This window comes from Acinetobacter sp. FY731, assembly GCF_059515905.1.
Map to the genome: position 1 here is coordinate 133371 of NZ_JCAKNB010000005.1, position 26751 is coordinate 160121.

At 34.7% G+C, this 26751-nt stretch carries 18 protein-coding genes and 2 pseudogenes; 7 read left to right on the forward strand and 13 right to left on the reverse strand.

Going from position 1 to position 26751, the window contains the following annotated elements:
• Positions 1 to 340 precede the first annotated feature (340 nt).
• Together AC5YC8_RS08715 and AC5YC8_RS08720 are read right to left on the reverse strand one after the other, a co-directional pair.
• On the reverse strand, positions 341 to 1639 hold the full coding sequence (locus tag AC5YC8_RS08715) for an alpha/beta hydrolase family protein (protein WP_496164238.1): 1299 nt from the start codon (positions 1637 to 1639) through the stop codon (positions 341 to 343).
• 523 nt (positions 1640 to 2162) lie between these two features.
• Complete coding sequence (locus AC5YC8_RS08720) at positions 2163 to 2390, reverse strand: hypothetical protein (RefSeq protein WP_496119268.1); 228 nt, start codon at positions 2388 to 2390, stop codon at positions 2163 to 2165.
• Positions 2391 to 3102: 712 nt separating this feature from the next.
• Here AC5YC8_RS08720 and AC5YC8_RS08725 point away from each other — a divergent pair.
• The 4 genes from AC5YC8_RS08725 (at position 3103) to pgaB (AC5YC8_RS08740) (ending at position 9532) form a co-directional block, all read left to right on the forward strand.
• Positions 3103 to 5649: a plasma-membrane proton-efflux P-type ATPase gene (locus AC5YC8_RS08725; RefSeq protein ID WP_496119266.1), complete on the forward strand. Its 2547-nt coding sequence runs from the start codon at positions 3103 to 3105 to the stop codon at positions 5647 to 5649.
• 84 nt (positions 5650 to 5733) lie between these two features.
• Positions 5734 to 6612 carry a polyphosphate kinase 2 family protein gene (locus AC5YC8_RS08730; RefSeq protein WP_496119264.1) on the forward strand — a complete coding sequence of 293 codons (879 nt, stop codon included), beginning with the start codon at positions 5734 to 5736 and terminating at the stop codon, positions 6610 to 6612.
• Positions 6613 to 6768: 156 nt separating this feature from the next.
• On the forward strand, positions 6769 to 8001 hold the full coding sequence (locus tag AC5YC8_RS08735) for an ArsB/NhaD family transporter (protein WP_496119262.1): 1233 nt from the start codon (positions 6769 to 6771) through the stop codon (positions 7999 to 8001).
• A gap of 379 nt (positions 8002 to 8380) precedes the next feature.
• Complete coding sequence (pgaB, locus tag AC5YC8_RS08740; RefSeq protein WP_496164239.1) at positions 8381 to 9532, forward strand: poly-beta-1,6-N-acetyl-D-glucosamine N-deacetylase PgaB; 1152 nt, start codon at positions 8381 to 8383, stop codon at positions 9530 to 9532.
• Here pgaB (AC5YC8_RS08740) and pgaD read toward each other — a convergent pair.
• The 5 genes from pgaD to AC5YC8_RS08765 form a co-directional block, all read right to left on the reverse strand.
• Entirely contained in the window at positions 9501 to 10007 is a 507-nt protein-coding gene (gene pgaD / locus AC5YC8_RS08745) for a poly-beta-1,6-N-acetyl-D-glucosamine biosynthesis protein PgaD (protein WP_496164240.1), read from the reverse strand. The genes pgaB (AC5YC8_RS08740) and pgaD overlap by 32 nt on opposite strands.
• Positions 9997 to 11250 carry a poly-beta-1,6-N-acetyl-D-glucosamine synthase gene (gene pgaC, locus AC5YC8_RS08750; protein WP_496164241.1) on the reverse strand — a complete coding sequence of 418 codons (1254 nt, stop codon included), beginning with the start codon at positions 11248 to 11250 and terminating at the stop codon, positions 9997 to 9999. The genes pgaD and pgaC overlap by 11 nt, the downstream gene beginning before the upstream one ends.
• Before the next feature lie 182 nt (positions 11251 to 11432).
• Positions 11433 to 13097, reverse strand: coding sequence for a poly-beta-1,6-N-acetyl-D-glucosamine N-deacetylase PgaB (pgaB, locus tag AC5YC8_RS08755; protein WP_496164242.1), 1665 nt, complete (start codon positions 13095 to 13097; stop codon positions 11433 to 11435).
• A complete protein-coding gene (pgaA, locus tag AC5YC8_RS08760; protein WP_496164243.1) occupies positions 13097 to 15076 on the reverse strand; it encodes a poly-beta-1,6 N-acetyl-D-glucosamine export porin PgaA in 1980 nt (659 codons plus the stop codon). Before pgaA ends, pgaB (AC5YC8_RS08755) begins: the two co-directional genes overlap by 1 nt.
• Positions 15077 to 15096: 20 nt before the next feature.
• Complete coding sequence (locus AC5YC8_RS08765) at positions 15097 to 15552, reverse strand: hypothetical protein (RefSeq protein ID WP_496164244.1); 456 nt, start codon at positions 15550 to 15552, stop codon at positions 15097 to 15099.
• A gap of 1138 nt (positions 15553 to 16690) precedes the next feature.
• Between AC5YC8_RS08765 and yegR the strand changes: the two genes are divergently transcribed.
• Positions 16691 to 17008 carry a lipoprotein YegR gene (yegR, locus tag AC5YC8_RS08770; RefSeq protein WP_496164245.1) on the forward strand — a complete coding sequence of 106 codons (318 nt, stop codon included), beginning with the start codon at positions 16691 to 16693 and terminating at the stop codon, positions 17006 to 17008.
• A 199-nt stretch (positions 17009 to 17207) separates the two neighbouring features.
• Here yegR and AC5YC8_RS08775 read toward each other — a convergent pair whose 3' ends face one another.
• The 3 genes from AC5YC8_RS08775 to AC5YC8_RS08785 all read right to left on the reverse strand — a co-directional run bounded on the left by AC5YC8_RS08775 (position 17208) and on the right by AC5YC8_RS08785 (position 21674).
• The gene (locus tag AC5YC8_RS08775; RefSeq protein WP_496164246.1) at positions 17208 to 18809 is read right to left on the reverse strand and encodes a PepSY-associated TM helix domain-containing protein; all 1602 of its coding nucleotides are present in this window, start codon (positions 18807 to 18809) and stop codon (positions 17208 to 17210) included.
• Between the two features lie 5 nt (positions 18810 to 18814).
• The gene (locus AC5YC8_RS08780; protein WP_496164247.1) at positions 18815 to 19105 is read right to left on the reverse strand and encodes a hypothetical protein; all 291 of its coding nucleotides are present in this window, start codon (positions 19103 to 19105) and stop codon (positions 18815 to 18817) included.
• 433 nt (positions 19106 to 19538) lie between these two features.
• Entirely contained in the window at positions 19539 to 21674 is a 2136-nt protein-coding gene (locus AC5YC8_RS08785) for a TonB-dependent receptor (protein ID WP_496164248.1), read from the reverse strand.
• Positions 21675 to 21942: 268 nt separating this feature from the next.
• Between AC5YC8_RS08785 and AC5YC8_RS08790 the strand changes: the two are divergent.
• Together AC5YC8_RS08790 and AC5YC8_RS08795 are read left to right on the forward strand one after the other, a co-directional pair.
• A pseudogene (locus tag AC5YC8_RS08790) lies at positions 21943 to 22036 on the forward strand (IS5/IS1182 family transposase); the annotation flags it as partial.
• A 179-nt stretch (positions 22037 to 22215) separates the two neighbouring features.
• Positions 22216 to 22413, forward strand: a pseudogene (locus tag AC5YC8_RS08795) (IS5/IS1182 family transposase); the annotation flags it as partial.
• A 396-nt stretch (positions 22414 to 22809) separates the two neighbouring features.
• On the opposite strand, the gene AC5YC8_RS08800 reads toward AC5YC8_RS08795, so the two are convergent.
• The 3 genes from AC5YC8_RS08800 to AC5YC8_RS08810 all read right to left on the reverse strand — a co-directional run bounded on the left by AC5YC8_RS08800 (position 22810) and on the right by AC5YC8_RS08810 (position 26715).
• The gene (locus AC5YC8_RS08800; RefSeq protein WP_496164249.1) at positions 22810 to 24099 is read right to left on the reverse strand and encodes a DcaP family trimeric outer membrane transporter; all 1290 of its coding nucleotides are present in this window, start codon (positions 24097 to 24099) and stop codon (positions 22810 to 22812) included.
• 94 nt (positions 24100 to 24193) lie between these two features.
• On the reverse strand, positions 24194 to 25555 hold the full coding sequence (locus AC5YC8_RS08805; protein ID WP_496164250.1) for an MFS transporter: 1362 nt from the start codon (positions 25553 to 25555) through the stop codon (positions 24194 to 24196).
• 245 nt (positions 25556 to 25800) lie between these two features.
• Positions 25801 to 26715, reverse strand: coding sequence for a LysR substrate-binding domain-containing protein (locus tag AC5YC8_RS08810; RefSeq protein ID WP_496164251.1), 915 nt, complete (start codon positions 26713 to 26715; stop codon positions 25801 to 25803).
• Positions 26716 to 26751: the final 36 nt, after the last annotated feature.

Below are 26751 nucleotides of genomic sequence, written 5' to 3' on the forward strand. Positions count from 1 at the left end.
CAAATAAATGAGTTTGACTTAAAAAAGATGTGATTTAGCCACTTTTAGTTTATGGCTTTCATCAAATTGGTGAGTATTATAAAGGGATTTGGAAAGATATATAACCGCTGTCTGGTATGATAATCGCCACGAAAAATATAAATACTTAATTCTATGTATCACGCTCATCACACTAAAAGCGTTGTTGAGCTTATTATTTTTATCCTTAAATTTAGTATCTAAGTATCATTTTAGTCGATGAAATAAAAATTGCTCAAACCTCATACAAGCGTTTGAGCAAAATATGTTTCCTTGTTATTTAAATCAGCATATTTAAATAACATCCCAAATACCTACAGTACTAGTTTGCAGGCATATTTGCTTGAATAAAGTTAACTAAACGCTGATTTTCTTGCACAATCGCTTCTGAATGGCTTGCACCTTTTACAGGAATAAACTGCACATCACTACCTAAAGCGACATACTCATTTTTAATTTTTTCAGTCATATAGTACGGAACTGCCATATCTTCCGTTCCCTGAATAATCATCAAAGGCACATCAATTTTAACAGAACCAGGATTACTGCCTTTCACAGCTTCAACAAACTCAGGGCTACTATAAAATACTTTGCTATTTAAAGTCGGATAGTCTGTAATGCTCTTGGTTGGATTTTCTTTTAAGAAATGTTTTATATCTTGAATGAAATGATAACGCACTCCTTTTTCAGGTTTATTCGCATTATTACTTTCTAGACATAAACCATTTTGACCATTTGTACCTGCTGAAAGTTTAGCAATATTTTTAACACGATCCGCTGGAAAAACATTTAAGTAGTCAAAATCAGAATGTTGTGCCTGAATTCCAATACCATAAAATGAAGCATAAGATAATAATGTCGCTAAAGCATGAATTGACCCATGCTCACGCTGATCAACATTTAAGCCCGCCAATTTTTCCTTTTTCTCAGCAGCTGCCAATGCTTGAGGTGCAATTTCAAAAATAATTTTATCTAAATTTGAAGCTGGTGCTGCAGCTACTGCGCCTTTGTAGTTTGGATCAGGATTCTTTGCAATATACTCAGCTGTTGCAAGTGATGCTTGTCCTCCTTGCGACTGACCTACAGACATCCATTCTGGACTAAGCAAATTTTTATATTTTTGGTGTGCCGCTTTTACTGCATATATACTCGATTTTGCCTCACTATCCATATTCAAGTATGGATGGATCCCTTCTCCACCCAAACCTTCATAGTCTGGTGCAACAATTACATAACCCGCTTGAAGTAAGCTTATTGCTAGTGGATTTTTAAAACGCGCATTTAATTTATTTTCTGTTGGTGCACAATCGTTTGATACACCTAAAGTACCATGTAACCAAACAACAACTTTATAACCGTTTTTTGGCTTTGGTGTTTGCGGAAATAAAACCAAAGCAGAGGTTTCTACTGTTTTACCATTTACATTGGGCATGTGGTAATTAAGTACTTTAATTGAGCCTGCTTCTGATAACTGTTCAACTTGATAAGGACGATCTAACAAAGCAACATTAGTCGCGACTGCATGCGAATCTACTTTAGATTGTTGATTTGTTGCACAACCAACCAAACCTAAAGCAACAGCACAACACAAACTTAGAATTTTCTTATCAAAATTCAGCATAACTCACCTCTAAAATATGCGATAAATATAATTTTTTATGCTGATTAGAGCAGCATACTGATTTACATGAATAGTGTTTTAAATATTTTATTTATCATAAAGCAAAAATAAAGTTAAAAACAATTCAGGAACGCATTGGAATTTGACAATACAAACACCATTAACAATATTTTCTTAATAAAACAAAATCAATATTAATATAAATTAAATGATTAATTTTGTATGCTCGATGCTGATAATTTTTAAAAATAATATTTTAAAAAATTAAATAGACTTGCCACCTATAATCATTTCTAGGGATAGCTAAAACATATTAAACCCAAATATTCTCGACTTCTATTCAGCTTTGTTTCACATCCCCAACTTGCTCAATAATACTTATTTTCTAGGAGGAACATATATTGTGAATCCTATTTTTTGAAGCTCTAACACATCAACATAAACTATTCCCAACTTAACTTACCATTTTAATATTTCTCAATAAAAAGACTTTGTGAGTATTTATAAAAACAATACAATAATATTATCCAAAGTGAAGTTGATATTCATCTGTAGTTACTTTTAACTTTAGACCTTTATATTTTCTTTTGGTAGAACTAATCGCTGACTCTGTAACTTCAGTATAAAATTTTGAATCATTCATAAGCTCAAAAAACAGCTTATACCCTATCCACAACTTACTAGAATCCTTATTTTCTTTAAAATTGGCTTCTATTAACTTATCTAAGTCTTTTACAGAAAAATTATGCATCATTATCCTCTATATTATCTTTCTGATAAAACACCATACAGGCTTAGCAAAAAAAATTAAAGATTTATTATATAATTGATATTTAGGTAATTAGTAAAGGTTAACCAACCACAATTATCCCAACTTATAACACATGTAATCGTAAACTAAATAGAATTACCAAAGCATTCCATGCTGATCTAGTAAAGGATAGCTTCAATCAATAATCTTAAATTTTGTTTGAAGTAAACATTAAAACTAACGAAAAACAGATTTCAGTTTAGATAAGCATTGATCACTCAGAATTGTTTAAATTAAATTTTTTTGATATTAAACCTAGTTTTATTTGAGTAGCAAATGCCCTCCTATTTTAATTTTAAAAATAAAGTCATTAACAGCATAAATGATTGCAATGCTTATACCCCATTAATGCATTTTCAAAGTATAAGTAATACATAAAAAAATATTAAGATAATTAATTTCAAGTAGGTTCAAACATAAACAAGTTAAAAATTATAGGGCTGTTGCAAATTTCAAACAAAATATTTTTCACATAATAACTATTTGTATATCCAAACAATCTAATAGCTGTAATAATGATCTTGATGTTTTATTAATAACCAATACTTTATCAAAAAAATCAAATCATTCATCCTATTAACAGTTCCATTGATCATAGGTCGTGAATCATTTAAATAGCAGAATATCAGCTGTAAATAACGAGGATGACAATATGCAGCCCATAGAAAGTAAGCCCAATAAAGTAACCTCTAATAATCAACAAACGCTACATACATTAAATGATGACGAAATTAAACAACAGTTGCTCACTCTAAAAACATCCGAGCAAGGTTTAAGTGAAGAAGAGGCTCAACAACGGCTAAAGCAATATGGCCTAAATGCCATCGAAGCACATGAAGAAAGTAAATGGAAAAAATTATTAGGTTATTTTTGGGGACCTATTCCATGGATGATTGAAGCAGCAGCAATCATTTCATTTTTCCGCCAAGATTGGCCCGATTTTATCGTGATTAGTATTTTATTACTCTATAACGCGATTGTCGGTTTCTGGCAAGATAATAAAGCAGCAAATGCTTTAGCTGCCTTAAAACAAGGTCTCGCTGCTAAAGCACACGTACTCAGAGATGGGCAATGGAAAGCAGTCGAAGCAACTCAATTGGTTCCTGGTGATATTGTTACTATTGCAGGTGGAGAAATTTTACCTGCCGACTTAATTTTAACATCAGGCAAATATCTATCTGTTGATCAAGCTGCTCTAACTGGTGAATCACTTCCTGTCTCTCGAAGCATTGGAGATACTGTATATTCTGGCTCTATTGCTCGCCAAGGCTCTATGACAGGTGTAGTTACTGCAACAGGGAACAAAACTTTCTTTGGACAAACAGCAACCCTTGTTGCCTCTGCAGGAAGTAAATCACATGCAGAAGAAGCTGTCTTAAAAATTGGTGATTTCCTTATTATTCTGGCCGTTGCTCTCGCAGTGATTTTAATTGGTGTACAAGTATATCGAGATATTATTACGGTTGGGCATTGGGAATGGAGTGAAGCTGGAAGCATTGCACAGTTTGTTTTAGTACTCTTGGTTGCCTCTGTACCAGTTGCTATGCCTGCGGTTATGTCTGTGACGAAAGCACTTGGAGCTATTACCTTATCCAAGCAAAAAGCAATTGTCTCTCGATTATCTGCTATTGAAGAATTAGCTGGTGTTGATATTCTTTGCTCGGATAAAACAGGTACATTAACGCTCAACCAACTGACACTACAACAACCGATTGCATTCAATCAAACACCTAACGATGACATTATTACAGCCGCGTGCTTAGCTTGCCAAAAACAAAGTACAGATGCTCTTGATCTAGCTGTACTCAAAGCACAAACCGATCCTAAACAACTTGAACAATACAGCAATGTTGACTTTGTTCCTTTTGACCCTGTGAATAAAAAAACCATTGGTATTGTTAAAGATATTCATGGAAAAATAATACAGTTTTCCAAAGGTGCTCCTCAGGCAATTGGACAAATATGTGGTCTTGGTGATCAAGCAAATGATGCACCTAATTCAAAACAGTATTATGACCAAGTTAGCCAACTTGCCGCACATGGTACACGTGCTTTAGGTGTTGCTCGCTCGGATGATGAAGGTAAAACATGGACTTTATTGGGGATCTTGGCATTACTTGATCCACCTCGCCCAGATGCAAAAGAAACAATTGCACGTGCAAAAGAACTAGGCTTATCAGTCAAAATGGTGACGGGTGATGATGTCGCAATTGGTTCAGAAATTTCACGCCAATTAGGACTTGGACAACACCTTTTAAATGCAAGTGATGTATTTAAAAAAGATAAAGATCCTAATCATATTCAAATTGATACTGCACGTGCTGTAGAAAATGCAGATGGCTTTGGTCGTGTATTCCCAGAACATAAATATGAAATTGTTAAAGCATTACAACAGCAAGGTCATATCGTGGCAATGACTGGTGATGGCGTGAATGATGCTCCTGCACTTAAACAAGCAGACTGTGGTGTAGCTGTCAGCGGTGCAACAGATGCTGCTCGTTCAGCTGCAGCAATTGTTCTTACAGCACCAGGGCTTTCTACTATTATTAGTGCCATTACAGAATCACGTAAAATATTTGAACGTATCACATCTTATGTGTATTACCGAATCGCAATGACCATTGCGATTATGTGTGTTGTGGTCTTATCTTATATTGTTTTTGATTTAAAACCATTAACAGCCATTATGATTGTCGTGTTGGCATTATTAGATGACATTCCAATTATGACCATTGCTTATGACAACGTCAGTGTAAGTAAGCAGCCTGTTCGTTGGAACATGCATCGTATTATTTCCTTCTCTTCAGTGATGGGCATTATTGCTCTTGCACAAAGTTTTGGTATGGTTTTACTTTGCCAGTATTGGATGAATAATCCAGCACTTATGTCTGACTTACCAATGACTATTGATCATCTACAAACAATGGTCTTTTTACAACTTGCAGCGGGTGGTCAATTACTCATTTTTGTTGTCCGTAATAAAGGCTCTTTATTTGCAAGACCTTTCCCACATCAAAAATTATTATGCGCTATTTTCTTAACGCAAGTCGTTGCCATTTTAATCTGTGCATTTGGTATTTTTGTCCCAGCCTTGCCACTTGAAATGATTGCTGTCGTTTGGATTTATGTATTAATTTGGCTCATTATCGCGAATTTAGCCAAAATTGCATATTACCGTTTTATGGATCGTCACCATTAACAAAAAGGCTGAAATCAATATTTCATTGGTTTCAGCCTTTTTTATTGAATTTCAATTGATAACATACTGTAGAGAACAAAAAACATGAGCTTATATAACGAACTAATTGTTAAACCGAATAGTAAAATCAGCCTTAAAAAAATTGATCCTTCATATCATGGTCAATATGAAAATGAAGAACATGCGAAAGCAACACTCGAAAAACATGTTCAAAAAATTGGAGAATTACAACGTAAATTATATGGTGAAAAAAAACATGCTTTACTAATTGTGTTACAAGGGATAGATGCTGCAGGGAAAGATGGTACATGCTGGCATGTTATGGATGCTATGAATGCCCAAGGAACTTCCGTACATGGTTTTAAACAACCTACATCAGAAGAAAAATTACATGATTTTTTATGGCGCATTCACCCCCACACCCCTGCTTTAGGTGAAGTTGCTATTTTTAACCGTTCACACTATGAAGATGTGCTGATTCAACGTGTACACAATATTGTGCCGAAAAAAGTGTGGTCTCAGCGCTATGAACATATTAACCACTTTGAAGAATTATTAGAAAATAGTCAGGTTACTATCCTAAAATTTTTCTTATACATTAGCCCAGAAGAACAATTAGAGCGCTTTAAACAGCGTCTAGATGATCCTGCACGTCAATGGAAAATTAGTGAATCGGACTATACTGAGCGCCAATATTGGGATCAATATATATCAGCTTACGAAGATATGCTGAATAAATGTTCTACTGAAAAAGCGCCTTGGTTTGTTATTCCATCCAATCATAAATGGTTCAGAAATTTTGCTATTTCAGAGATTATTCTTAAAACACTAGAAGGTCTAAAACTTAAACTTCCTGAACCTGAAGTGGATTTAGAAAAAATCCGTAGCGAATATCATCAAATCGCCGATGTTGAGCAACAACCCGTTGTTCGTAAAAAAGTGAAGAAAGCTTCAAAAAAATAGTTTAAGAATATCGCAACAAATCATTGGAGTGGTGTTTCAAAAAACCTTACACATACTTTTATACTAAATAAGTCTTCTTGGGGTACATTGAGCATACAAGTATTTGTTTAGTTCATTTTTGAAATACTGCTCCTACTTTATCCAAAGGTAATGTAAATGCAGATTACGCTTTTCATATTTTTATTAGTTTACCTTGCAATGGGGTTGGGTAAACTGCCATGGCTGAAAGTAGATCGAACAGGTGCAGCACTTGTAGGTGCTCTAGCAATGCTTGCTATTGGGAGTATCTCCCCACAAAATGCTTGGAATGCTATTGATTACAAAACAATTTGGCTACTCTTTGGACTTATGGTTGTATCAGGTGCTTTTGCTGTATCTGGATTTTATGCTTGGGCAGCAAATAAAGTAGCAACTTTAAACATTAGCCCACCTAAGTTACTTGCCGTTTTTATTGTTGTTAGCGGCATATTATCTTCAATCTTAACCAATGATGTTGTTGTTGTTGCTATGACACCATTATTAGTTTCAATTACATTAGCACGTGGATTAAATCCAATTCCATTTTTATTGGGTTTCTGTTTTGCTGCCAATACCGGTTCTGTTGGTACGCTCATCGGCAGCCCTCAAAACATGATTGCTGCACAAGCTCTTGATGTTTCATTTATTGAGTTACTTAAAGTTGCTGGGCTACCTGCTCTCATTTCACTGCCTATTGTTTGGGGAATTTTGGCATATTTATTCAAAGGCAAGTGGACAATAACAGCAACAAAAGTAACAACAAATACTCAAGCAACTAAACACCCTCAACTCGATATCCTTGAAACTATTAAAGCGCTGGTAGTGACCATTGCTATCGTTGTCTTATTTATTATAGATATTTGGCCTCAAGAGATCGTTGCACTTACAGCAGCAGGGATTTTATTACTCAATCGAAAAGTTGCTTCTGGTGATGTTCTAAAAGAAGTTGATGGTAATTTATTACTACTCATTATTGGCTTATTCATTGTCAATGCAGCTATGGCGACAACTGGCCTACCTCAAACACTACTCGGAGAACTAAATACATTGGGAGTTAATCTCAATGATCCATTATCTCTATTTTTCACTAGCGCATTACTCAGTAATATCGTCGGAAATAATCCTACAGTAATGCTATTAGTACCTTATTTAGAAGCGGGCTTACATAGTGATGTTTTATGTGCAGCACTAGCTCTAGGAACTGGCTTCTCAAGTAATATGGTGATTTTTGGTAGTTTGGCAGGAATTGTGGTTGTAGAACAGTCTAAAGCCTGCGGTGTTCAAATTTCGTTTATGGATTATGCAAAAGCAGGTTTTCCAGTTGCTATGGTCTGCTTAATTCTTTCTGCATTTTGGATTTATTGGCTTTAAATTTTAAGCACTTTGTTGCGTAAATTTACCTGTAAAGGCTTCTTCAAGAATACAGTTTAGAAATGAAGAAGCCTACCCCTAAAACCTATCGTACAACCAGTTTTAACCCTAAATGAGCAGTAGATGACACAAGCTTAATTAACTGAGAAAATCTTTTCATTTGGCTCAAAAAAAGTAAAAAGATCAAGAAACTCTAATACAAAAATGTGCCTACAAATTTTATAATGATTCCATTACTATAGTATTTCTATACTTTTAGATTAGCTAAGCCATGATTTTAAAATATAAATTTAGCTTAAACTATTTTCAAAAAAAACATCTAAAAAGAAAATATTACAGTTCATTTTTCTACGGACTATGCATTTTTCAATTAAGCACATTGACGACTGCTCAAGATAGCTTCCCACCTTATTCTTTTAATTATAACTCTGCACTTATGTCACAAATTGAAAAATTTGATACAGCTAAAAAAAACCAAGAAAAAATTAAAAAAATGCGCATTATGCATATTGATCTAGATTATTTGTATGATTCAGATAAAGCACAACAAAAACGTAATATTTCCGCACTTATACAACGCATACAACAGTTACAGCCCAATACAATTTTTCTTCAAGCTTTTGCAGACCCCGATGCAAATGGCTCGGCAAATTTAGTCTATTTTAATAACAGACATATTCCTGTTCTTGAGAACTTATTTGAACCCGTTGTGCAACAAATTAGAAAACAAAGCACTGTGCGTCATATTTATGCTTGGATGCCTTTACTCGCATGGGAACTTCCAAATTCTGAGCAAGTGCAATATGTAGAACATAGTCAGGGTAAAAAAGAGGGCTATATTCGACTTTCACCTTTTTCTGAAAAAAACCAACGTATTATTGCGGAAATATTTACCGATTTTATTCAAAATAGTTCCGTCGATGGTGTGCTCTATCATGATGATATTACATTAAGCGATTATGAGGATTCCTCTGAAACGGCGCTTATAATGTATAAAAAATGGGGCTTTAATAGTACCGATTTATTGAATAATCCATCACATCCAAATCAAATGGCATTTGCTCAAGCTAAAACAGCCTATTTAGATCAATTTGCAAATCACATTAGTGAAATCATGCACCAAACAAAACCTGAATTATTTATCGCACGTAATATGTATGCGCCTGTAGTGCTCAATGCAAAAAGTGAAAAATGGTTTAGTCAATCTATGAAAAGTACATATAAATACTATGATTACAATGCAATTATGGCTATGCCTTACATGGAAAAGGCACAAGATCATCGCAAATTTTATTTAGATTTAATTCAACAAGCAAAAAAATACGACCCAGATTTGAGTCGTACTATTTTTGAATTACAAACAACCAATTGGTTAAATCAAACACCTATTCCAACAGAAGAATTGGCAAATACAGTGAGTCTTTTAAAACAATACGGCGTTAAACATATTGGCTATTATCCAGATGACTTTATTCAACAACATCCTGATATTAAAAAACTTAAGCCTGCTTTTTCACCCTATCATCATTGATATCATACTGTTTAAGTAACCCATCATCTTGATAATGTAAGGTAATATTATTAGATTGATGTAGTGCTTCAATATCACTTATCGATAACTTAAAGCTCATCGCAAGCTGCTCATCACTCAATGATGCTAGGCTTTTACGGCGGTCTAAACCACGAAAGCGCGCCCAGTTATAACTTGCCCAAAGCCATAAAGATAATACCAATAAGCAAATAATTAATGCCATATTCAACAAGCTTAGTCCTTTCGATGATTGCTGTTCGACTACAATCAACTGCTCATAAATAACACTACCTTCAAACCACCAAAATATAAGTGTTAATACTGGTAAAAAAAGCCATATCCACAATATCCAACCTGCAAACAATAAACCATAACCTACGCTTTTATTTCTAACGTATTCAGGTTTATCAATATACTGAGGAAGTTCAAGCTTTGAAATATCGGTAATCAGTTGATTTTTTTGATTATTCATCATTTTCAATCGCCGCTCTAAAACCACGATCTGGGCTAACCCAACGTGCACGCTTTTGCGTTTTCATTAATGTTTTTGGTACCGCAAAAACCGTCGTGAGCATTGTTAATATCCAGAAAAATAATGGATACCAAATTACCCAAAAATAGTTACGTACCATACGTGAGCCGTCATAACGACGATCAATCATTAAACTTACAAAAAATTGTACAAGACAAGTACCGCCCAAAATTGCACCATACCACTGCGGCATTAAAGTCTGAATTGCCCACTCACCTGGTAATGAGAAAAATAGTCCGTAAAAATATAGTATGAATATGCCAAACATAACATAAGCCCAAACAACACTAATTACAGACTCAAAAACAACTAACCACATACGGCGTAAATGCCATTTAAAAAGTTTAGGAATGTATGCAAATAAAACTTCAATACCACCTTGTGCCCAACGTAACCGCTGTTTCCATAACCCATTTAATGTTTCAGGCATATAAATATAGCAAAGTGCTTGAGGTACATATTGAAGATCCCAATGATCAAATTGCAAGCGCCACGAAACATCAATATCTTCTGTAATCATGTCATCACGCCAATAGCCAATTCGATCTAATGCAACTTTCCGAAATCCAACAATTACGCCTGACACTGTATAAATACGACCATAGGTTCGTTGTGCTCGTTTAATTAAACCGATAATGGAAGAAAACTCACCGACCTGAATTTTACCAAGAATGCTAGAACGGTTGATAATTCTTGGATTTCCTGTAACCGCTCCAACACGTGGGAAGCGCGTTAATTGATTCATCATCCAAAGTACAGCATGTGGATGTAACAATGCATCACCATCAATACAAACTAAAAATTCATAACGACTTACCATTGAACCTGCACGTAAAGCATAAGCCTTACCCTGATTTTCGGCTAAATGCACAACCCGAAGTTTTGGATATTGCAATGCAAGTTGGTCTAAAATTTCACCAGTTTTATCTTTACTTCCGTCATTAACAGCAATGACTTCAAATTCAGGGTACTGACTTTGCATCGCATAACGAATGGTTTCATGAACCTGTGCTTCTTCATTGAAACACGGCACAATAATACTGCACCCTTCTGTGCTTGGTTCAGGCAAAGGTGGCTGCTTTAACTCACGTTTTAAATAAAACCAAATACCACCTGCAATCCAAACCCAAGCCATAAAAAGAGGATATAAAAATGCAAAACCAAAGAAAATATCACTGAACTGCATTATTTGCTCCCCCCAAGGTCATAAGGATTTCGATAGGTCAATGGACTATCATTTAGGCTCAAATTTTGATAAAAATAATGTTGAATTTTATCCCCTTGTCCAACGGCATAATTATTCACTCCAATTTTTTGAACCGATGCTTTGCGCAAACTTTGATAAATCTGTTGATACCTTTGCCACTGCTACTCTGTCATATCAGGCTGAACATCTAAACTTACAATGAGTCGCTGAACTTGTAATGGGCTCAACTGTTTTAATTGCTTTAACAGTGCATCAACCGATGATGGATAAAGAATCGGATTAATACTTAAATAAATAAAATCAGAGTTTTTTAAGCCTCGCTCAACAAGTGGTTTAAAACCATTTAACCGATCTGTTTTTAGCTCAAATTTAAGAGATGTCTGAGTTCTATTACTCACATTGGCATGATATTTTGCTGGTTTTTCACTCTGCTTCTTAATATCTAAAACTTGTTGAACTTTTTGTTCGCAAGGTATTGACCACGTTGCATTTTCCAATGCACAGGTCAACACATCTTCCGTATCAAACATTATTCCTTCAAGTGAACTGTTATTCTTTAACAAGTCAGTGCTGAGTTTTACTAACGAAACCCCTTGTTTTAATTCAAGGTTAATTGGAAGCTCCGCATACACACGGTTATTAATACGTGTACGCCCCTGCCACACCACTCTATTAACAATATCGTGCTGCAGTTTTATTTGAGTATTTGGGAAATATGCTAAATCATATAGACCATCACCATCGCTGTCTGCGACAACAGGAATTAACAAAGTATTAGTCTTTAAAGCCTGAATTTGATTTAACATTTGCCCCAATTTTTTATCAGACTCTTCCATAGAAGATGCCTGTAAATCATTTGGATTTATACGTAAAAAACTTTTGCGTTGTTTAAACGGTGCGCTTTCATCTTCTACAAAATTCTCCATGAGCTGATGAATTTGTTCAGCATTTGGATTATTCACAATTAATGCACGCTGATAGGTTTGTACCCGATCTGCTAAGCTCGCAACATGCCCTAAACTAAAAGACATCACTAAACCTGCTCGACGTGCTAATTCTTCGGCTTCCTGAGTCACTGCACCATAAGGCCAAAAAATAGCTTTGGTATGAATGCCTAACTCTTGATCCAAAATTCGTTTTGATGTTTTTAAATCGTCAACTATGCGTCTTTCATATTCAGCATCTGTTTCATAGCGTTCTTGCTGTGGTAGATACTCTCGAACAATTGCAGCGGGTTCCATATTTTTCTGAGGATTCGCTTGAATTCCGCGATGTAAATTATCCGAATGGGAAACAAATTCAACTAAATTGGACTTCTGCATCTCACGCATCTGATTCCAATTCATTAAATTACCTTCCCCATAAGCCTCATAAGCAGCTTGGGTATTACCATTAATCCAACTGGTAGGAATGGCAAATACAGCGGGAATATCATACTGTTTAAGTAAAGGAAATACTTTTTTGTAGCTACTGAGTGCACCATCATCAAAAGTCAATAAAACTGCTTTTTGAGGTAACGGTTGTTTATTTTGACGTGCTGCCAAAACATCTTCTAAACGAATAGGCTGCCACCCTTCGGCTTTAATCCATGCAAAATATTGTGCTAATTTTTTGGTGCTAATAGCATACATATCTCGATCAACTATGCCATCCACATCATCACGAACGTCATGAAATGTAAGTGTCACGAACTGATTTTCTTGTAAATTAATCACCGTTTTTTCAATTTTGACTTCGGCAGAACTTAATACTGGCAAAGCCAAAGTCGCCACCAAAAGTAAGGGTTTTAGGCTGTAACTCAATATTTTTTTATTCAAAACATTCATTAGAAACGCCCCTCAAATCCTGCCACTGCATAGGTTTTTTCTTCATCTTTACCATCGTAAGGATGTGAACCCCAGCCAATGCCATAATTCAGCTTCCATATTCGAGACACTTGCCATTCATGTTGATAAAAAATATTGTAAAGCGGTTTATTTGAATGATCCGTTTGTCCAAACGTTCCAATGGTGGCTTCAAAATATTGATTAAAATTACGATCATAACTGCGCCAAGTCATCCAGTTATGTTCTAACGTTAACTCTACGCTGTGGCTTTGTTTTGGGTTGAAATAAGGAGTATCAAGCTCTTTGTTTTGACTAAAATAACCACGCAATGTTGCATCGGTAATATGATGAGGTGCGACTTGCAAGCGCTGTCTAAAGTATGTACCAACTTCATGGCGAGTATTACCATCATCTATATCGGTTAACTGGTAACTTAATCCTGCTTTTCTAGATTCGTTAGCTTGCCAATTCACACCAAACTGATAAGACTGACCTTCATTGTTTAGTCGAACAGCTTGTAAAGGGATATCTGCTTGGCTGTTATACGCTACGCCATAATTCCAATAATCATTCAACCATTGAGACCAATTTAACTGCACACCAGAACGATTCCCGTGACTGTCTTGAGAAAAAAGGATGCTTCCTGCTTTTCTATCCTTTTGCCATTCAGTACCTAAACCAATCCGTTGTTCACGAAGTGTACCTGAATCATATTTAGCCCAACGATATTGATGATCTGCAAAGGCACGGAAATTATCTGCAAACCAAGGAGAATTTAGGCGCGTATGACTTTCTTTCTCACTAGAGCCTTTTAACTGTCCAAGCAACTCAGGACTATCAGAAGTACTTTTAGAGAAATTACTCTGATGTGTAATTGATGCATGATTTCGATCATTTAATTCCTGACGACTACGTTTAAACCCACTATCATCTGATAGAATTTTCTGTAAGCGTAAATCATCCGACTTCCAAGTTGAAATATCATTAAGCGCTTGTGCATTCTGCATTTGCCCTAACTGAATACCAAATTCTCTATCTGTTAGACCATTCCATACAGCCAAGTTTTCCTTAGAGATTTCTGGTTTTTCTCTCCAGCGCTGAATAAGTGCTAAATTATTTTGATAACTCGCATTACTTGGTGCCTCTGCAACCAATTTCTCGAAGTATTGTTCTGCTTTTTCATGTTCATTTCTATAAGCATAATTGAGCCCTTTAAGACTCAAAAATTCAATCCAATCTGGATGTGGCTCACGATCTACCCCTTTCGCTTGACTATAGCGATATTTTGGTAAAGTCTGCTCCATCTTTGTAATTAATAAGTTTGCTTCAGAAAATTTTTCTTGTTCAATGAGGCTATAATACAACCCAGCATACACATCATATTCTACAAACTTAGGTTCACTCAAAACACTTTTATAGAGTACTTCTGCTTGTTTAGGCTGTTCCGTTTTTAAATAACTTTCTGCTAAAACTAATCTTATGTACGTTGGCATATCTTGCTCATCTTTTTGCAGATGGGCACGCTCTTTTAAAACTTGCTTTGGTAAATTTCTGGCATTAAGCGCATACATATAATCAAATTGAAAACGCTCTTTTAAATCTGAAAAGTTTTCAAATTGAGGCGCATAATTTTGCATTTCTTGTAGCACTTGATCTAACAAAACATACGACTCAGCATGACGATTATTATTGTTTTTATGATATTGAATGCCAGACTGAATTTTCTGAGAAAACTGATTCAATTGAATAATAGCGGTCAATCGATTTTGTTGCTCAGTTTGTAAGCTTTCAGGCACATCATTAAAAATGCGCTGTGCTGCTGCATAGTCTGAAGTAGCCATTAAAGCTAAAATGGTTTGTTCACGGCTATCGAATGTCGGACTCTTTTGAAGTGCTTGTTTTGCTACCTGTAAACTTTCTACAGGCATATCAACTATTCTATAAACATAAGCCAACAAATTTAACGTATCCGCTGACAACGGATTCGAATCAATGTTTTTTAAAGTTTTTTTGATTTAACTATTTCACCCGATTCAGCTTGCAGTAATGCTTGCCACACCATCCATGATGTATCTGGTTGAATTGCATTAAATTGCTCAACCCATTTTTCCGCATCGTTATATTGTTTTAAATCCCGCAAGGTCTTAATTAAGCTAATACGACCATAATCTGGATACTGAGAAGCATTAATATTTTTTAGATACTTCTGATCTGATGCTAATAATTTTCCATTATAATAAGAACTTACAACATAGTCTGCGATAATATTTTGATCTTTTGGATACTGCTCTAATAGATGTTTTAGCTGTTGTAAACCTATATCAACCTGACCAGAACGAATCAATAAAATACTTTGCTCGCGTTGTTGATCTAACTCTGTTGCCATAACCATTGTTGGCCAACCAACAAGTACTGTCACAGCATAGCGTTTTAATAGAATGCTAAATTTTTTCATCAAAGATCACTAAAATCACATTAATTAAACAAAAAAAATGTGATAAAAATCACATTTTTTCAACATGGCGTTTTATTAAAACAATTCGCATTTAAAACTTTAAACACACACCACCTGTTCTTATTGATACTTAAAAAATAGCTAAACTATTAATAAATTTAAATAATATGATTAATTAAAAATTATTAACATCCCGATCAATTCAATTTTTTTTACTCTAAAATAAAATTTATTAAATTGACAAAAAAAATCATGGAGAGTATTTAGTACATATTTAAAACAATAATTAACATTAATTGTACGCTTTATGATCCCGGAAAACAATCACTTGATATTTCCATTTTTTATGAAAATAAGATCGCACGAATAAAATGGGGCATTTTTCAAAAAGTATGCTGAAAAAAGTAAATTAGATTTTGCAGAAATAAGGTATCGAATTAGACGTAACTTTAGAAGAAGCTGTAATTTTTTAAAAAGATTGAAAACCATTTTAAAAAACTTTCGATTTAGCCTTCTTTTACATCAATAATGGTTTCATTTAATGTCAGCATACTTTTACACCACCAAGATTTTAAAACATGACTTAGAGTTTCTAGCAAATTACAATTCAATCGACAGTGTTTTCACATTATATTTATGCACCATTGAGGAGTAATGATTAAACAGCACTGCTCTTCCTATGATTGCTGTTCATTCCGCTTACCATGTGCTAACTAAAATCTAAAAATAAAAAAACCTTACGATTAGTACACGTAAGGGTGTTTTTATAACGTTGTTTTTTCAATCAAATGACGTATTTAGCACCCCGACTCCATACCAGTTTTTTATTCAATTTTTACAACAATTTATCTTTTATAAACATCTTTATAATATCGTAGCGAGCTTATTATTAGCGAATACAAATTCTCCCCATATTAGGATTCATATTTTAAAACATCTCATCAAATGGCTGAGAATTTTATCAATTAACAGCCTAAAATCGACTAAGTCAGAGTTTCCTACTAATTCAGCACACATCAAAAAGTTTATGCATCAAACTTATGAAAGTGGAAATGAAATATCTTTCGACAATATATTTCAACACTTCTTACGGTACCCTGCTATATTTAGTTTTCATACACTCCTTAGAGTTTCTTACATGAAAAAAGTTATTACATTTATGTCAGTTTTAATTGTATTATCAGGATGTGCCGTAACTAACGATTACACTAAATTTAAAGGTATTGGATTAACATTTAACTCAAATATTCAAGACTTAGGTGATGGAAAATATTTAGCAGCAGTAGAAGCCGCTCCAGCAGCAGGTCGTAAAAGTGGTGCTCAAGGTTATGCGTTAGTGAATGCTACAAAATTCTGTGATGAACATGATAAAAGTGTAAAAGTTTTGGAGACAAAATTAAGCTCTCATTTACAAAATGGTGTTGCACACTTAACATTCTCTTGTATAGCGAACTAATAAAAAACAATGAAAGGAGGCTAAAGATGCTTCCTTTTTCATATCAAAACACTGCCCCTAATTTCCTATAAAAATATTAAAAAAGCCTCTAAATTTCTGCGTGCGAAGGCTTCGTTTTTATAATCTGTTTAGAAAATTATCAAATTTCACATTAGTAAGGCTTTGTTACACAAAGCCTATTACTTTCTAAATATTTCGCTTAAAACCAAATACTCCCCACTTCTGCACTTTTTTGTCGTGCTTTCGCCTGCTGATAAAAACGGAAAAATGCCAATGCAAAAGCAATCGCGATGAGATCAATCCACCACAGTAACATCGTAGTTTGATTCATTAAGCTTAGAATTAAACTCACAGGTGCAAGCGAAACCAAAATCAATGCAATACCCATTAAATATTGGGGCAATGCTTTTGCCGTACCAACCACAAAGCTATAAATCAGACAAAGGATAAATATCAGATAATAACTATATACCAATACGTGATTCATACTGTTTAGATCAAGAGTGATCAAACTACTCCATCGTCCAATGGCCATACTTGCAACAACAGCAAGAATACAGCCCAAACAAGCACCAATGGTTAAATTAGCAATAAACCGCACATCCTTACGCTGTCGAAGTACAGGCTGTTTAGCGTTTTTTTGGCGTTTAATACGAGATTCAATCCATAAAATATTGCCAGAATAAAATAGGAAAGCCCCAGCAATTCCAAAGACAAAATATAACCAACGGGTAAAATCCCCACCATAATTACCAAAGTGTAGACTAAACATCGAACGGATCACTTGATCCATTGCCGTTGCATGAGTATTTAAATTATTAGTTGCATAAGGTTTATCTTGATATGGATTAAAAACCATGACATCAAAATTATCCCCTCGTAACATTTGATCAGCACTATATAAATTGGCACGTGCAGATGCTTTCGATGGATTATCTAAATTATTAAAACTAATTGAACTAATTTGGTATTCAGGTGCTTGTTGTTGAATTTTAGCAAAGACTTTTTCAACATCAAGTGGTGCAACAGGTTCTACAATTTTTGTAGCAGTAGGTCGTGCAAATAAAGGTTTATCTTTTGATACTAAACCACCAAGCGCACTATAAATCACATCATGATATGCAAAAGAAATAACAGTGATACAAATAATAATATGAAATGGAAAACTAGTAATGCCAATAACATTGTGTGCATCAACCCAAAACCGTTTTTTATTTTTCCCTGTTCTAATGGCAAAATAGTCTTTCACCAATGTTGGTAATAATACGATCAACCCTGTCATCAATGCTAAGAAATATAAAACAGCAACAATTCCCATGATATACATACCAAGCGTATGATCACCTAGAGAGCCAGGAATTCCAGCAGTTTCATGTAGCTGTTCAATTAACCATCCCAATTTAGATAAATTGTCTTGTTCAACATGTATAGTTCCATCATCATTCAATGTCGCCAACATTGCATTTTGATGAATATCAATTCCATGCTCACCATCTTTTACTTGCTCTTTAGCTTTCCATTGCATCGGTGCATAGTGAAACTCTTTAGAGTCTAAGTTTAATTGAAAGCTTTTCAATGTCTCAGGATATTCAGTTTGAACTTGTTGAACTAGACTATTGTATTGCGTACTTGGAATGGCACTTAAACTTTGCCGTTCTGGTGTCGCCCACTTACTAAGGTCATGTTGAAACATACTTAAACCACCTGCAAAAAAGCAGATGAATAGTAAAATACCTGAAGTAATACCAACCCATGTATGTAATTCTTTGGCATGGCGAATAATATCGGTACGAACTTTCACAAATTTTATCCTCGAATGCCAAATAAAATGCTATAAGCAATTACATTTAAAACACTATAAATGAATAATGCTTGCCAACCTTTAGGTATAAAATAAGCAATAAAAATTAAAGGTAAATATAACCAAGGTACTGACCACATACCCACTTGTGGTGCTAAAGCTTTATCTAAATGATTTACTCCCCAAATGGTAATAAATGATGCACAGGCAATGGTCAAACTTAAACCCAAAACCCACCCTGTAAAACTTTTCAACCACCAATCAGGCTGAATTTTTTGTTGAACAAGAAGTTTCATGTGAGATATTTTTCTTAAATAAAGCAATAAATGGAAGTAATGACCATGTCACTATTAAAGCCATACTCCACATATAAATTGCGACAAGTTTCGGTACACTATAGAACAATAAAATAATCGAAATGATGAGTAAAAATAGGCCCATCAAAGCATAATATTTAGATAAATGTTTCTTGAATAAACTCTGATGATGATGGCTACAATATATAAATATACAACCAACTAGACATATCAACATGGCAATAATTTTCATTGAAAATTGCCTCTCCAACTAACGATAAAAGCTATGAATATTCTGAAAAAACATCATCAGAAATAAAAAACTTGGTCAAATTTTTATGAAATATTCATTGAATATAAAAATGAGACAGTCCCAATAAAAAGAACTGTCTCAAGTAAATTTCATATCATTGTTACAACATGAAATATAAATTTAGAAATCAAATGTCACGCCTAATTTATACGTACGACCTGCACCAATTGTTGTGAAACCGCTGTTAAATACACCCGCCCAATATTTTTCATTGGTCACGTTGTCCACATTGGCACGGAAAGTTGTTTCTACACCACCAACATTAGTTTTGTATTTCGCACCCAAATCAAACACGGTATAACTCGGTAATTCTAAAGTATTAATATTGTCTAAATATTGACTATCGACATAAGTACCGCGAGCATTCACACTTAAGCCATCAACAACAGGGAGTTTATATTCAACGCCTAATCCTGCAGTCCACTCAGGCTGCCCCTCGACAGTGTTCCCCGTAATATTTGTGACTTTCTTATTTATAACTGCAGATCCCTTTGTATATTTAACATCGATATAAGCAAGGTTACCCCAAACAATTACATCATCAGTAATATTACCTGAGAATCCATATTCCACACCTTTAGATTTCGTCTTACCACCATCAGTTGTAATTTGAGAAATACCATTCACTGTTGTTGGATAATTTATTGTAATTGTACTTGGCTTATCAATTTGGTAAGCAGCTAGAGTATGTAACCAAGAACCTTTTTGATACTTTGCCCCCACTTCATATTGCTTTGTTTGGAATGGTGCAAAAGTTGTACCGTTATTTGCATCTAGAGCATTATCGACGGTACTACCTTGAGATAAACCTTCAACATAGCTCGTATAGAAAGATAAATTATCTCCAAATGGTTTCACAACAACACCAACTGTTGGAGATAATTTATTTTCACTATATTTCACACCTGTATACGGATTTTTAATATCCATATCTTGGAATCTGGCACCTAGTATTAATTGTAGCTTGTCATCCAACATTGAAATTTGGTCTGTTAATGAGTAACTCAAGAAATCGTTATCTGCTTGCTTATACATCTTTGGTGCATCAGCAGGCATTGATCCAGTATTAGTAGGGCTATACAAATTAGTATTAAATGTCACAGGTGTAGAGCCTTGTCCTAAATGCTTTCTCGTTTCAATATTTAAAAAGTCAGTGCGTAAACCAACTTTATGTTCAAGTGCTCCTGTATTAAATGCCCACTCTAAACCTAAATTTGCAGACGTATTATGTTGTTTTAGTTTCACATGATAATACTGAGAAGTAGCATCACCAGCATCATTGCTCACAATCATACGTGTACCAAAAAGATGCCCTTGATACTTTTGTTCAACTGCACCAATACCTGCAATCACTTTTAAATTATCTCGTAACTTGTACTCACCAGAAAGACCAATATATTCCGCAGATTGACGACCATGAAGATTTGGGAAATAGTTGTTTTTTCCATCTGGTGCATCAAGTACTTTACCCAATTGTGCAAATGACACCATTGCAGGTGAACCACCTTCACGTTTATCATTGGTCACATAACTATCTAAATTAATTTTGAATTTATCTGTCGTCCAATCTAAACCCATAACGGCTGAAATATTTCGATCATCTAAACCGTCAACAATGTGTTGACCTTGACCCAAATTAGCACTAACTCGTGCACCATATTCTTTATCTTCACCAAAACGACGTGAAACATCAAAACCAGATTTATAATAACTACCATCTTCAAAATTGGCTGTTACACGTGTTAAATCCTTATCTGCACGTTTGGTATTTGCAATAATTACACCACCCACACTACCACCAGGTGCCATCCCAGCGACCAATGCATTTGGACCTTTTAAAACAGTAACTGAACTTAAAATATCTGTTGGAATACTCCCAGTTGGAGCCATACCATAGGCCCCATTTAAATTAAAATCTTCCCATGTAATACCAAATCCACGCATACTAAAGTTTTCATTAAGATGTCCAGTATTTGTTGTTGTCCGAATACTCGGATCTATTTTAAGAACATCCATCATTGATGATGCGTGGGAATCTTGAATTGCTTGATCACTATAGTTTCGAATCGTAAAAGGTGTATCTAATACGTCTTTTTCACCCAAAATATTCAGCGTTGCTTTAGTTTTTAATTTACCAGTCACATCAGTTTCTTGTGAATCTGCCTTGATGACAATCGTTGCTAATTGTATAGGTTCTTGAGCAACTGCGAAAAATGGGGTGGAAATTAAAGATAAAAATAATAGATTTCTTTTCAAGGGAATATCTCACATATTTGTGGTATTAATTTTGAACACATCATACACTGTATTAATGATAATGATTTCCATTAAGCAAACAATTATTATTTAAATTTACTTTTATTATTTTAAATTTCACAGTCAAATTCGATTAAAAAATATCTACTTATCCCAAAAATCAATTTGATAGAACTTTGTATAATCTTTTTTGCAAAAAGCTATTCATAAGGTCTAATTCAATAATATAAAGCCTGCCCCAAAAAACGATCGTATAAGCCATTAGCCTATATACAACCAAGCTCTCATTAATCGTGAGAATATTGTTATTCGGTTTAATCCTTAAAACTCAATGGCATGCTCAATCAAAAAATAAACATGGTTGAAATCAAACTTATTCTGATGCAACCATCCAGTGTTACTTAATGATTAAATTCTGTCGATTAGATTAGACAGCTCCGAATATCAGCGATATTCGTACACTACGCTTTGTAGAAGACAAGAGCATATTAATATTGCAATTAGCTATCAAAAAAGTGTAGAGGGCTAGCTTGCACAATATATTGCTATCAATGCTTAAAATCTGTACATACGTGCTGTATAGCTCATCACAAATAATGTTGGAAATTCGCAAGTACTCGGTGATTTACGCTCTCAAATTCTCTTAGATAAACCAATTAATTTACTCTACACCAATGGTACTGATGCCACGAAACACTGCAGACAAATCATTTTAGATCTAAATACACATGCGGTAATATAACCAAGAAAAAAATGCAAAATTCAACAAATAAACTAAATTCAACATTCGTAATAATGAGCACAATATCGAGTGATTTGAAGATATATAGCCGCTATTGACGACTGAATATTTGACAACTTTTAGAAATAACTAAAGAGGATTGTTCACATTTAGCATATTGCTCCATATTTTATGAATAATAAAAATACTTCATACCCTAAAGATGGTGCTTTTAAATTTTAGTACACACTTTATTTTCATCTCTTTTTTAATCCTAAAACATCAAACTTAATAATTTTCTTAAACTAAATTTACATCTCCTAAAATACAAAAGTCGCCCAAAATTAATTTCAATTTTGAGCGACTTAAAGTAATTTTTACTTCAATACTTATGCAATAAAATAATTCATTATGTTAAAAATTATATATTGCTACAGCATTTAAACGATTGTCTTCACCAGTTTTACTGCCATTTGGCACCACGGACTGAATTGCATGACGTTCACCATATACATATTCCAAACCAAAACTTACTGGCTTAACAAGACTATAGAAGACATTTGCCCAACCTTGCCAAAGTTGTTTATTCACCTCTGTCTTATTGGCTATGTTAGCTTTATAGCGATCACTGATTTCAGCATTCATATAACCAAAACCTAAAGTACCACGCCATTTTTCATTAAAGCTTTGCGTTAAACCTACAGTAATTGAGTCAAATTCATTTTCATCTACAATTTGACCATTCACATCTGTACTTAAACCAGGGTTTGCCCAAGATACAAAGCTAGCATCGCCTTTAACATGGTAATAGTCTGCTTTTAAAGTAGTACTAGGTGTGAGTTTATATTGCAAACCTAAGCCCACACCCCATGCTAAGGTCTTATCTGTATCCGTTTTTTTCTCATTGATCATTGCACGTAAGCTAATACGACCATCTTTATTAATTTGATGATTTAACCGTGCCGTAACAGCAGGAATACGCATTTTAGAAGTTGTATCATTTGGGTCTTCTGCTGCAAGCACTAAAGTCGTAGATGGGTTGAATGCCAAACTATAACGTACTTGCGGAGTACGTTTAACAGCACCACCTACATAGCCCAAGGCATCAATGGTTTCGGGCATATAATCAGGTACTGCAAAGTTTGACCATGTTTGACCAATCAACCAGTTTTCATAATTAATATACGCATGACGAATACGTAGAGTATCGAGATTCGCACCACCTAAAAAATCTGCTTCAAGTTTAGCAGTCACATCTTTGCCACTTACCTGACTTTTTAAATCAACCCCCAAGCGTGTTGCAGACAATGTAGACTTAAGTCTATCTCTTGCTTCACCATTTCCCTGTAGTGGTACTTTATTTATATTATTGTAAAGTCGTGATGCTGCACTCCCCTGCACCTGATAAGAGGCGTCCATACGAATATTGCCATAAAAGTTCACTTCCGCATTTGAAGCTAATGTTGGATTTGCAGATCTAGCTAAATTTTGATTTTTTGCTGCTTCTTGAATGTTTGAAATATCTAATAATGTTTGTTGTTGACTGGCTTGCTGTTGTTCAATAAGTAAACGTAATGCTTGTACTTCTTGACGTAACTGCAAAATTTCAGCGCTACCTTGTTCTTTAGCAGCAATAGCTGGCATAGCAGATATCATTGCTAAACTTAAAACACTAATTTTAAAGGTGTTTTTTAACGTGATCATCCTAATCTCACTTTTTTAAAGTTAAGTTTATAGGGAGATAGCTACACTGTAGTTATCTCTGCTTATAAAATTTAATGTGTTTTTATTTAAAGTATTATTCAGTGATTGGCGTTGCTGGTGCTGTTTTTTCCGATTCAACAGCTCCTTCAACAGACGTTTTTAGGTTCACTAAGAAAATTGCAAAAGCGGCAATAACACCAGGTATTGCAATTACAAGGAAGTTCATTTGATGTGGCAATTCCATTGTTAATAATGCTCCTGTTAATACAGGACCAACAATTGCACCAATACGACCTATACCTGAAGCCCACCCCATACCTGTCGAACGCACTGTTGACGGATAATATTGAGCTACGAACGTATAAAGTAGAATTTGCGAACCAATTGTTGCTGCACCAGCGACTGCAATTAAGCCATACAATACAAATTGCGGACTATTAAAGCCAAGTAAAATAAGTGCTGTTGCTCCGCAAATGAACATAATTGTAAGCACTTTTTTAATGTGGAATCGATCTGCTAAGTAACCGCCACCAATCGCACCAATCATTCCACCAATATTCAAGGCAAATAAGAAAATCATACTTGCACCTAGCGAATATCCTGCTTGAATCATAAGCTTAGGTAACCAGCTACCTAGTGCATAAACCATTAGTAGACACATGAAGAATGCAACCCAGAACATGAAAGTACTGAATGTACGACCCTTTTGGAATAACGCTTTTAATGGTGCTTCATCGCCTTTTTTCACTTCATTTAGAACAAATTCAGTTTTAGCATCAATTTGTTGTTCTGGTGACATTTTATTAATAATTTCACGAGCTTTATTGGTTTCTTTTTTCACCGTTAAATACATTAACGATTCTGGTAAAAACTTCCAAATGATTGGTAATGCAAGTAATGGAATACCTGCTATGTAGAACATAATTTTCCAACCAAATTGTGGTACTAACCATGCACCTAAAAGTGCTGAAGTCATACCGCCAATTGCATAGCCACTAAACATCAGTGCAACTAAAGTACTACGAATACGTTTTGGCGCATATTCTGTCATTAATGCCACAACATTAGGCATTACTCCGCCAATACCTAAGCCTGCTAAGAAACGTAAAATCCCAAATTCAACAGGTGAATTTGCAAATGGTCCTAAAAAGGTAAATCCACTAAAAATTGCTATACATAGCATAATGGTTTTTTTTCGACCAATCTTGTCCGATAAAGTACCAAAACTCATGGCACCAAACATCATGCCAAATAACGCAGTACTTGCGAGCATACCTGCTTGCACAGCCGATAAAGACCATTCTTGCATAAGTAAAGGTAGTGCAACACCATAAATAACCAAGTCATAACCATCAAAAATAATAATGATTAAACACCAAAGTAAAACACCCCAATGAAATGGCGTAAATTTAGCTTCATCGATGAGTGTATTTATATTCACCTTATTTGTAGACATCTCCACCTCCTAATTGTGAAGTTCAATTTATGAACACAACAATGAGGAAGTTATAAATAAATGTCCAAAACTGAATAGGCATGCCTTCATACCTATAAAGTCTAAGAATACATAGGTAATTGTTTTTTAAATTATTATTTTTAGTTAATTAATATTAATAATATTTTTAGAGCATTTAAAAGCAAATAGGGAGATAAATTTAAAATTTTATCTCCCTATTTAAACTTTAGTATAACTCTATGATTTTAAAAGACAGATCTATCAAACCTTATGCCTTCTAGTTCATAAACTTGATAAACACAATCGAATAACCAACGTAAATCTTCACTGTCATCTAAATTTCGAACCGCCATAAACACAGGGCTTACAGCCGATTCATCTAATAAAGGTATAAAGTTTAAATGTGCTAATTGAATTGTTCTTGCACTTTCTGGAACCAGTGAAATACCTTCACCTGCCGCAACAAAACCAAGAGCCATCTGTAATTCACGTACTTCTCTGAAATTTCTTGGCTCTAAACCATATTCAGAAAACACCCCTTTTATCTGTGTAGCAAAATTTGCTTTTCCCGTATTTGGGTAAATAAAAATTGTATGATCAACCAACTCAGACAAATATATACCATGCAAGCGATGCGCTAATGGATGACTTGAATGAGCTGCAACCATTAAACGCTCTTCACGAAGTAGTATTCTTTTTACAGCAGGATCTGAGATTCTTAAACGTCCAAATCCAACATCTATCCGCCCTTCTTTTAATGCTTGAATTTGTTCATGCGTAGTCATTTCTTGCATTTCAATTTTTAAATGTGGCTGTTGTTGTTTGAACAAATAAACAATTCTAGACAATAAACCAAATAATAAAGAACCCACAAAACCTATACGGATCGTTCGATCCGCCATGCCAATTCGTTTAGTCATGGACTTCACTTCTTCAGCATTAGATAGGATTTTAACGGCATGCTGATAAAAGAATTGCCCTGCTTCTGTCGTCTTTAAAGGACGACTTCCCCGTTCAAATAATTGAAGCTCTAGCTCTTGTTCTAAATTTTGTATCTGACGACTTAAAGGCGGTTGCGCTATAAATAGTTTTTCAGCTGCTTTGGTAAAGCTTTGTTCTTCTACAACAGCAACGAAATATCTTAAATGTCTAAGTTCCATGAGCTTCCATACCTTATATGTATATTAAAATGCAAA

Coding starts and splice junctions, on each gene's coding strand:
- pgaD (WP_496164240.1), bottom strand. CDS start 10,007: ATGATGAATAATCAAAAAAATCAACTGATTACCGATATTTCAAAGCTT.
- pgaC (WP_496164241.1), bottom strand. CDS start 11,250: ATGCAGTTCAGTGATATTTTCTTTGGTTTTGCATTTTTATATCCTCTT.
- AC5YC8_RS08735 (WP_496119262.1), top strand. CDS start 6,769: ATGCAGATTACGCTTTTCATATTTTTATTAGTTTACCTTGCAATGGGG.
- AC5YC8_RS08725 (WP_496119266.1), top strand. CDS start 3,103: ATGCAGCCCATAGAAAGTAAGCCCAATAAAGTAACCTCTAATAATCAA.
- AC5YC8_RS08800 (WP_496164249.1), bottom strand. CDS start 24,099: ATGATCACGTTAAAAAACACCTTTAAAATTAGTGTTTTAAGTTTAGCA.
- AC5YC8_RS08810 (WP_496164251.1), bottom strand. CDS start 26,715: ATGGAACTTAGACATTTAAGATATTTCGTTGCTGTTGTAGAAGAACAA.
- yegR (WP_496164245.1), top strand. CDS start 16,691: ATGAAAAAAGTTATTACATTTATGTCAGTTTTAATTGTATTATCAGGA.
- pgaB (WP_496164242.1), bottom strand. CDS start 13,097: ATGAATGTTTTGAATAAAAAAATATTGAGTTACAGCCTAAAACCCTTA.
- AC5YC8_RS08780 (WP_496164247.1), bottom strand. CDS start 19,105: ATGAAACTTCTTGTTCAACAAAAAATTCAGCCTGATTGGTGGTTGAAA.
- AC5YC8_RS08730 (WP_496119264.1), top strand. CDS start 5,734: ATGAGCTTATATAACGAACTAATTGTTAAACCGAATAGTAAAATCAGC.
- AC5YC8_RS08765 (WP_496164244.1), bottom strand. CDS start 15,552: ATGAAAAAATTTAGCATTCTATTAAAACGCTATGCTGTGACAGTACTT.
- AC5YC8_RS08720 (WP_496119268.1), bottom strand. CDS start 2,390: ATGCATAATTTTTCTGTAAAAGACTTAGATAAGTTAATAGAAGCCAAT.
- AC5YC8_RS08715 (WP_496164238.1), bottom strand. CDS start 1,639: ATGCTGAATTTTGATAAGAAAATTCTAAGTTTGTGTTGTGCTGTTGCT.
- AC5YC8_RS08805 (WP_496164250.1), bottom strand. CDS start 25,555: ATGTCTACAAATAAGGTGAATATAAATACACTCATCGATGAAGCTAAA.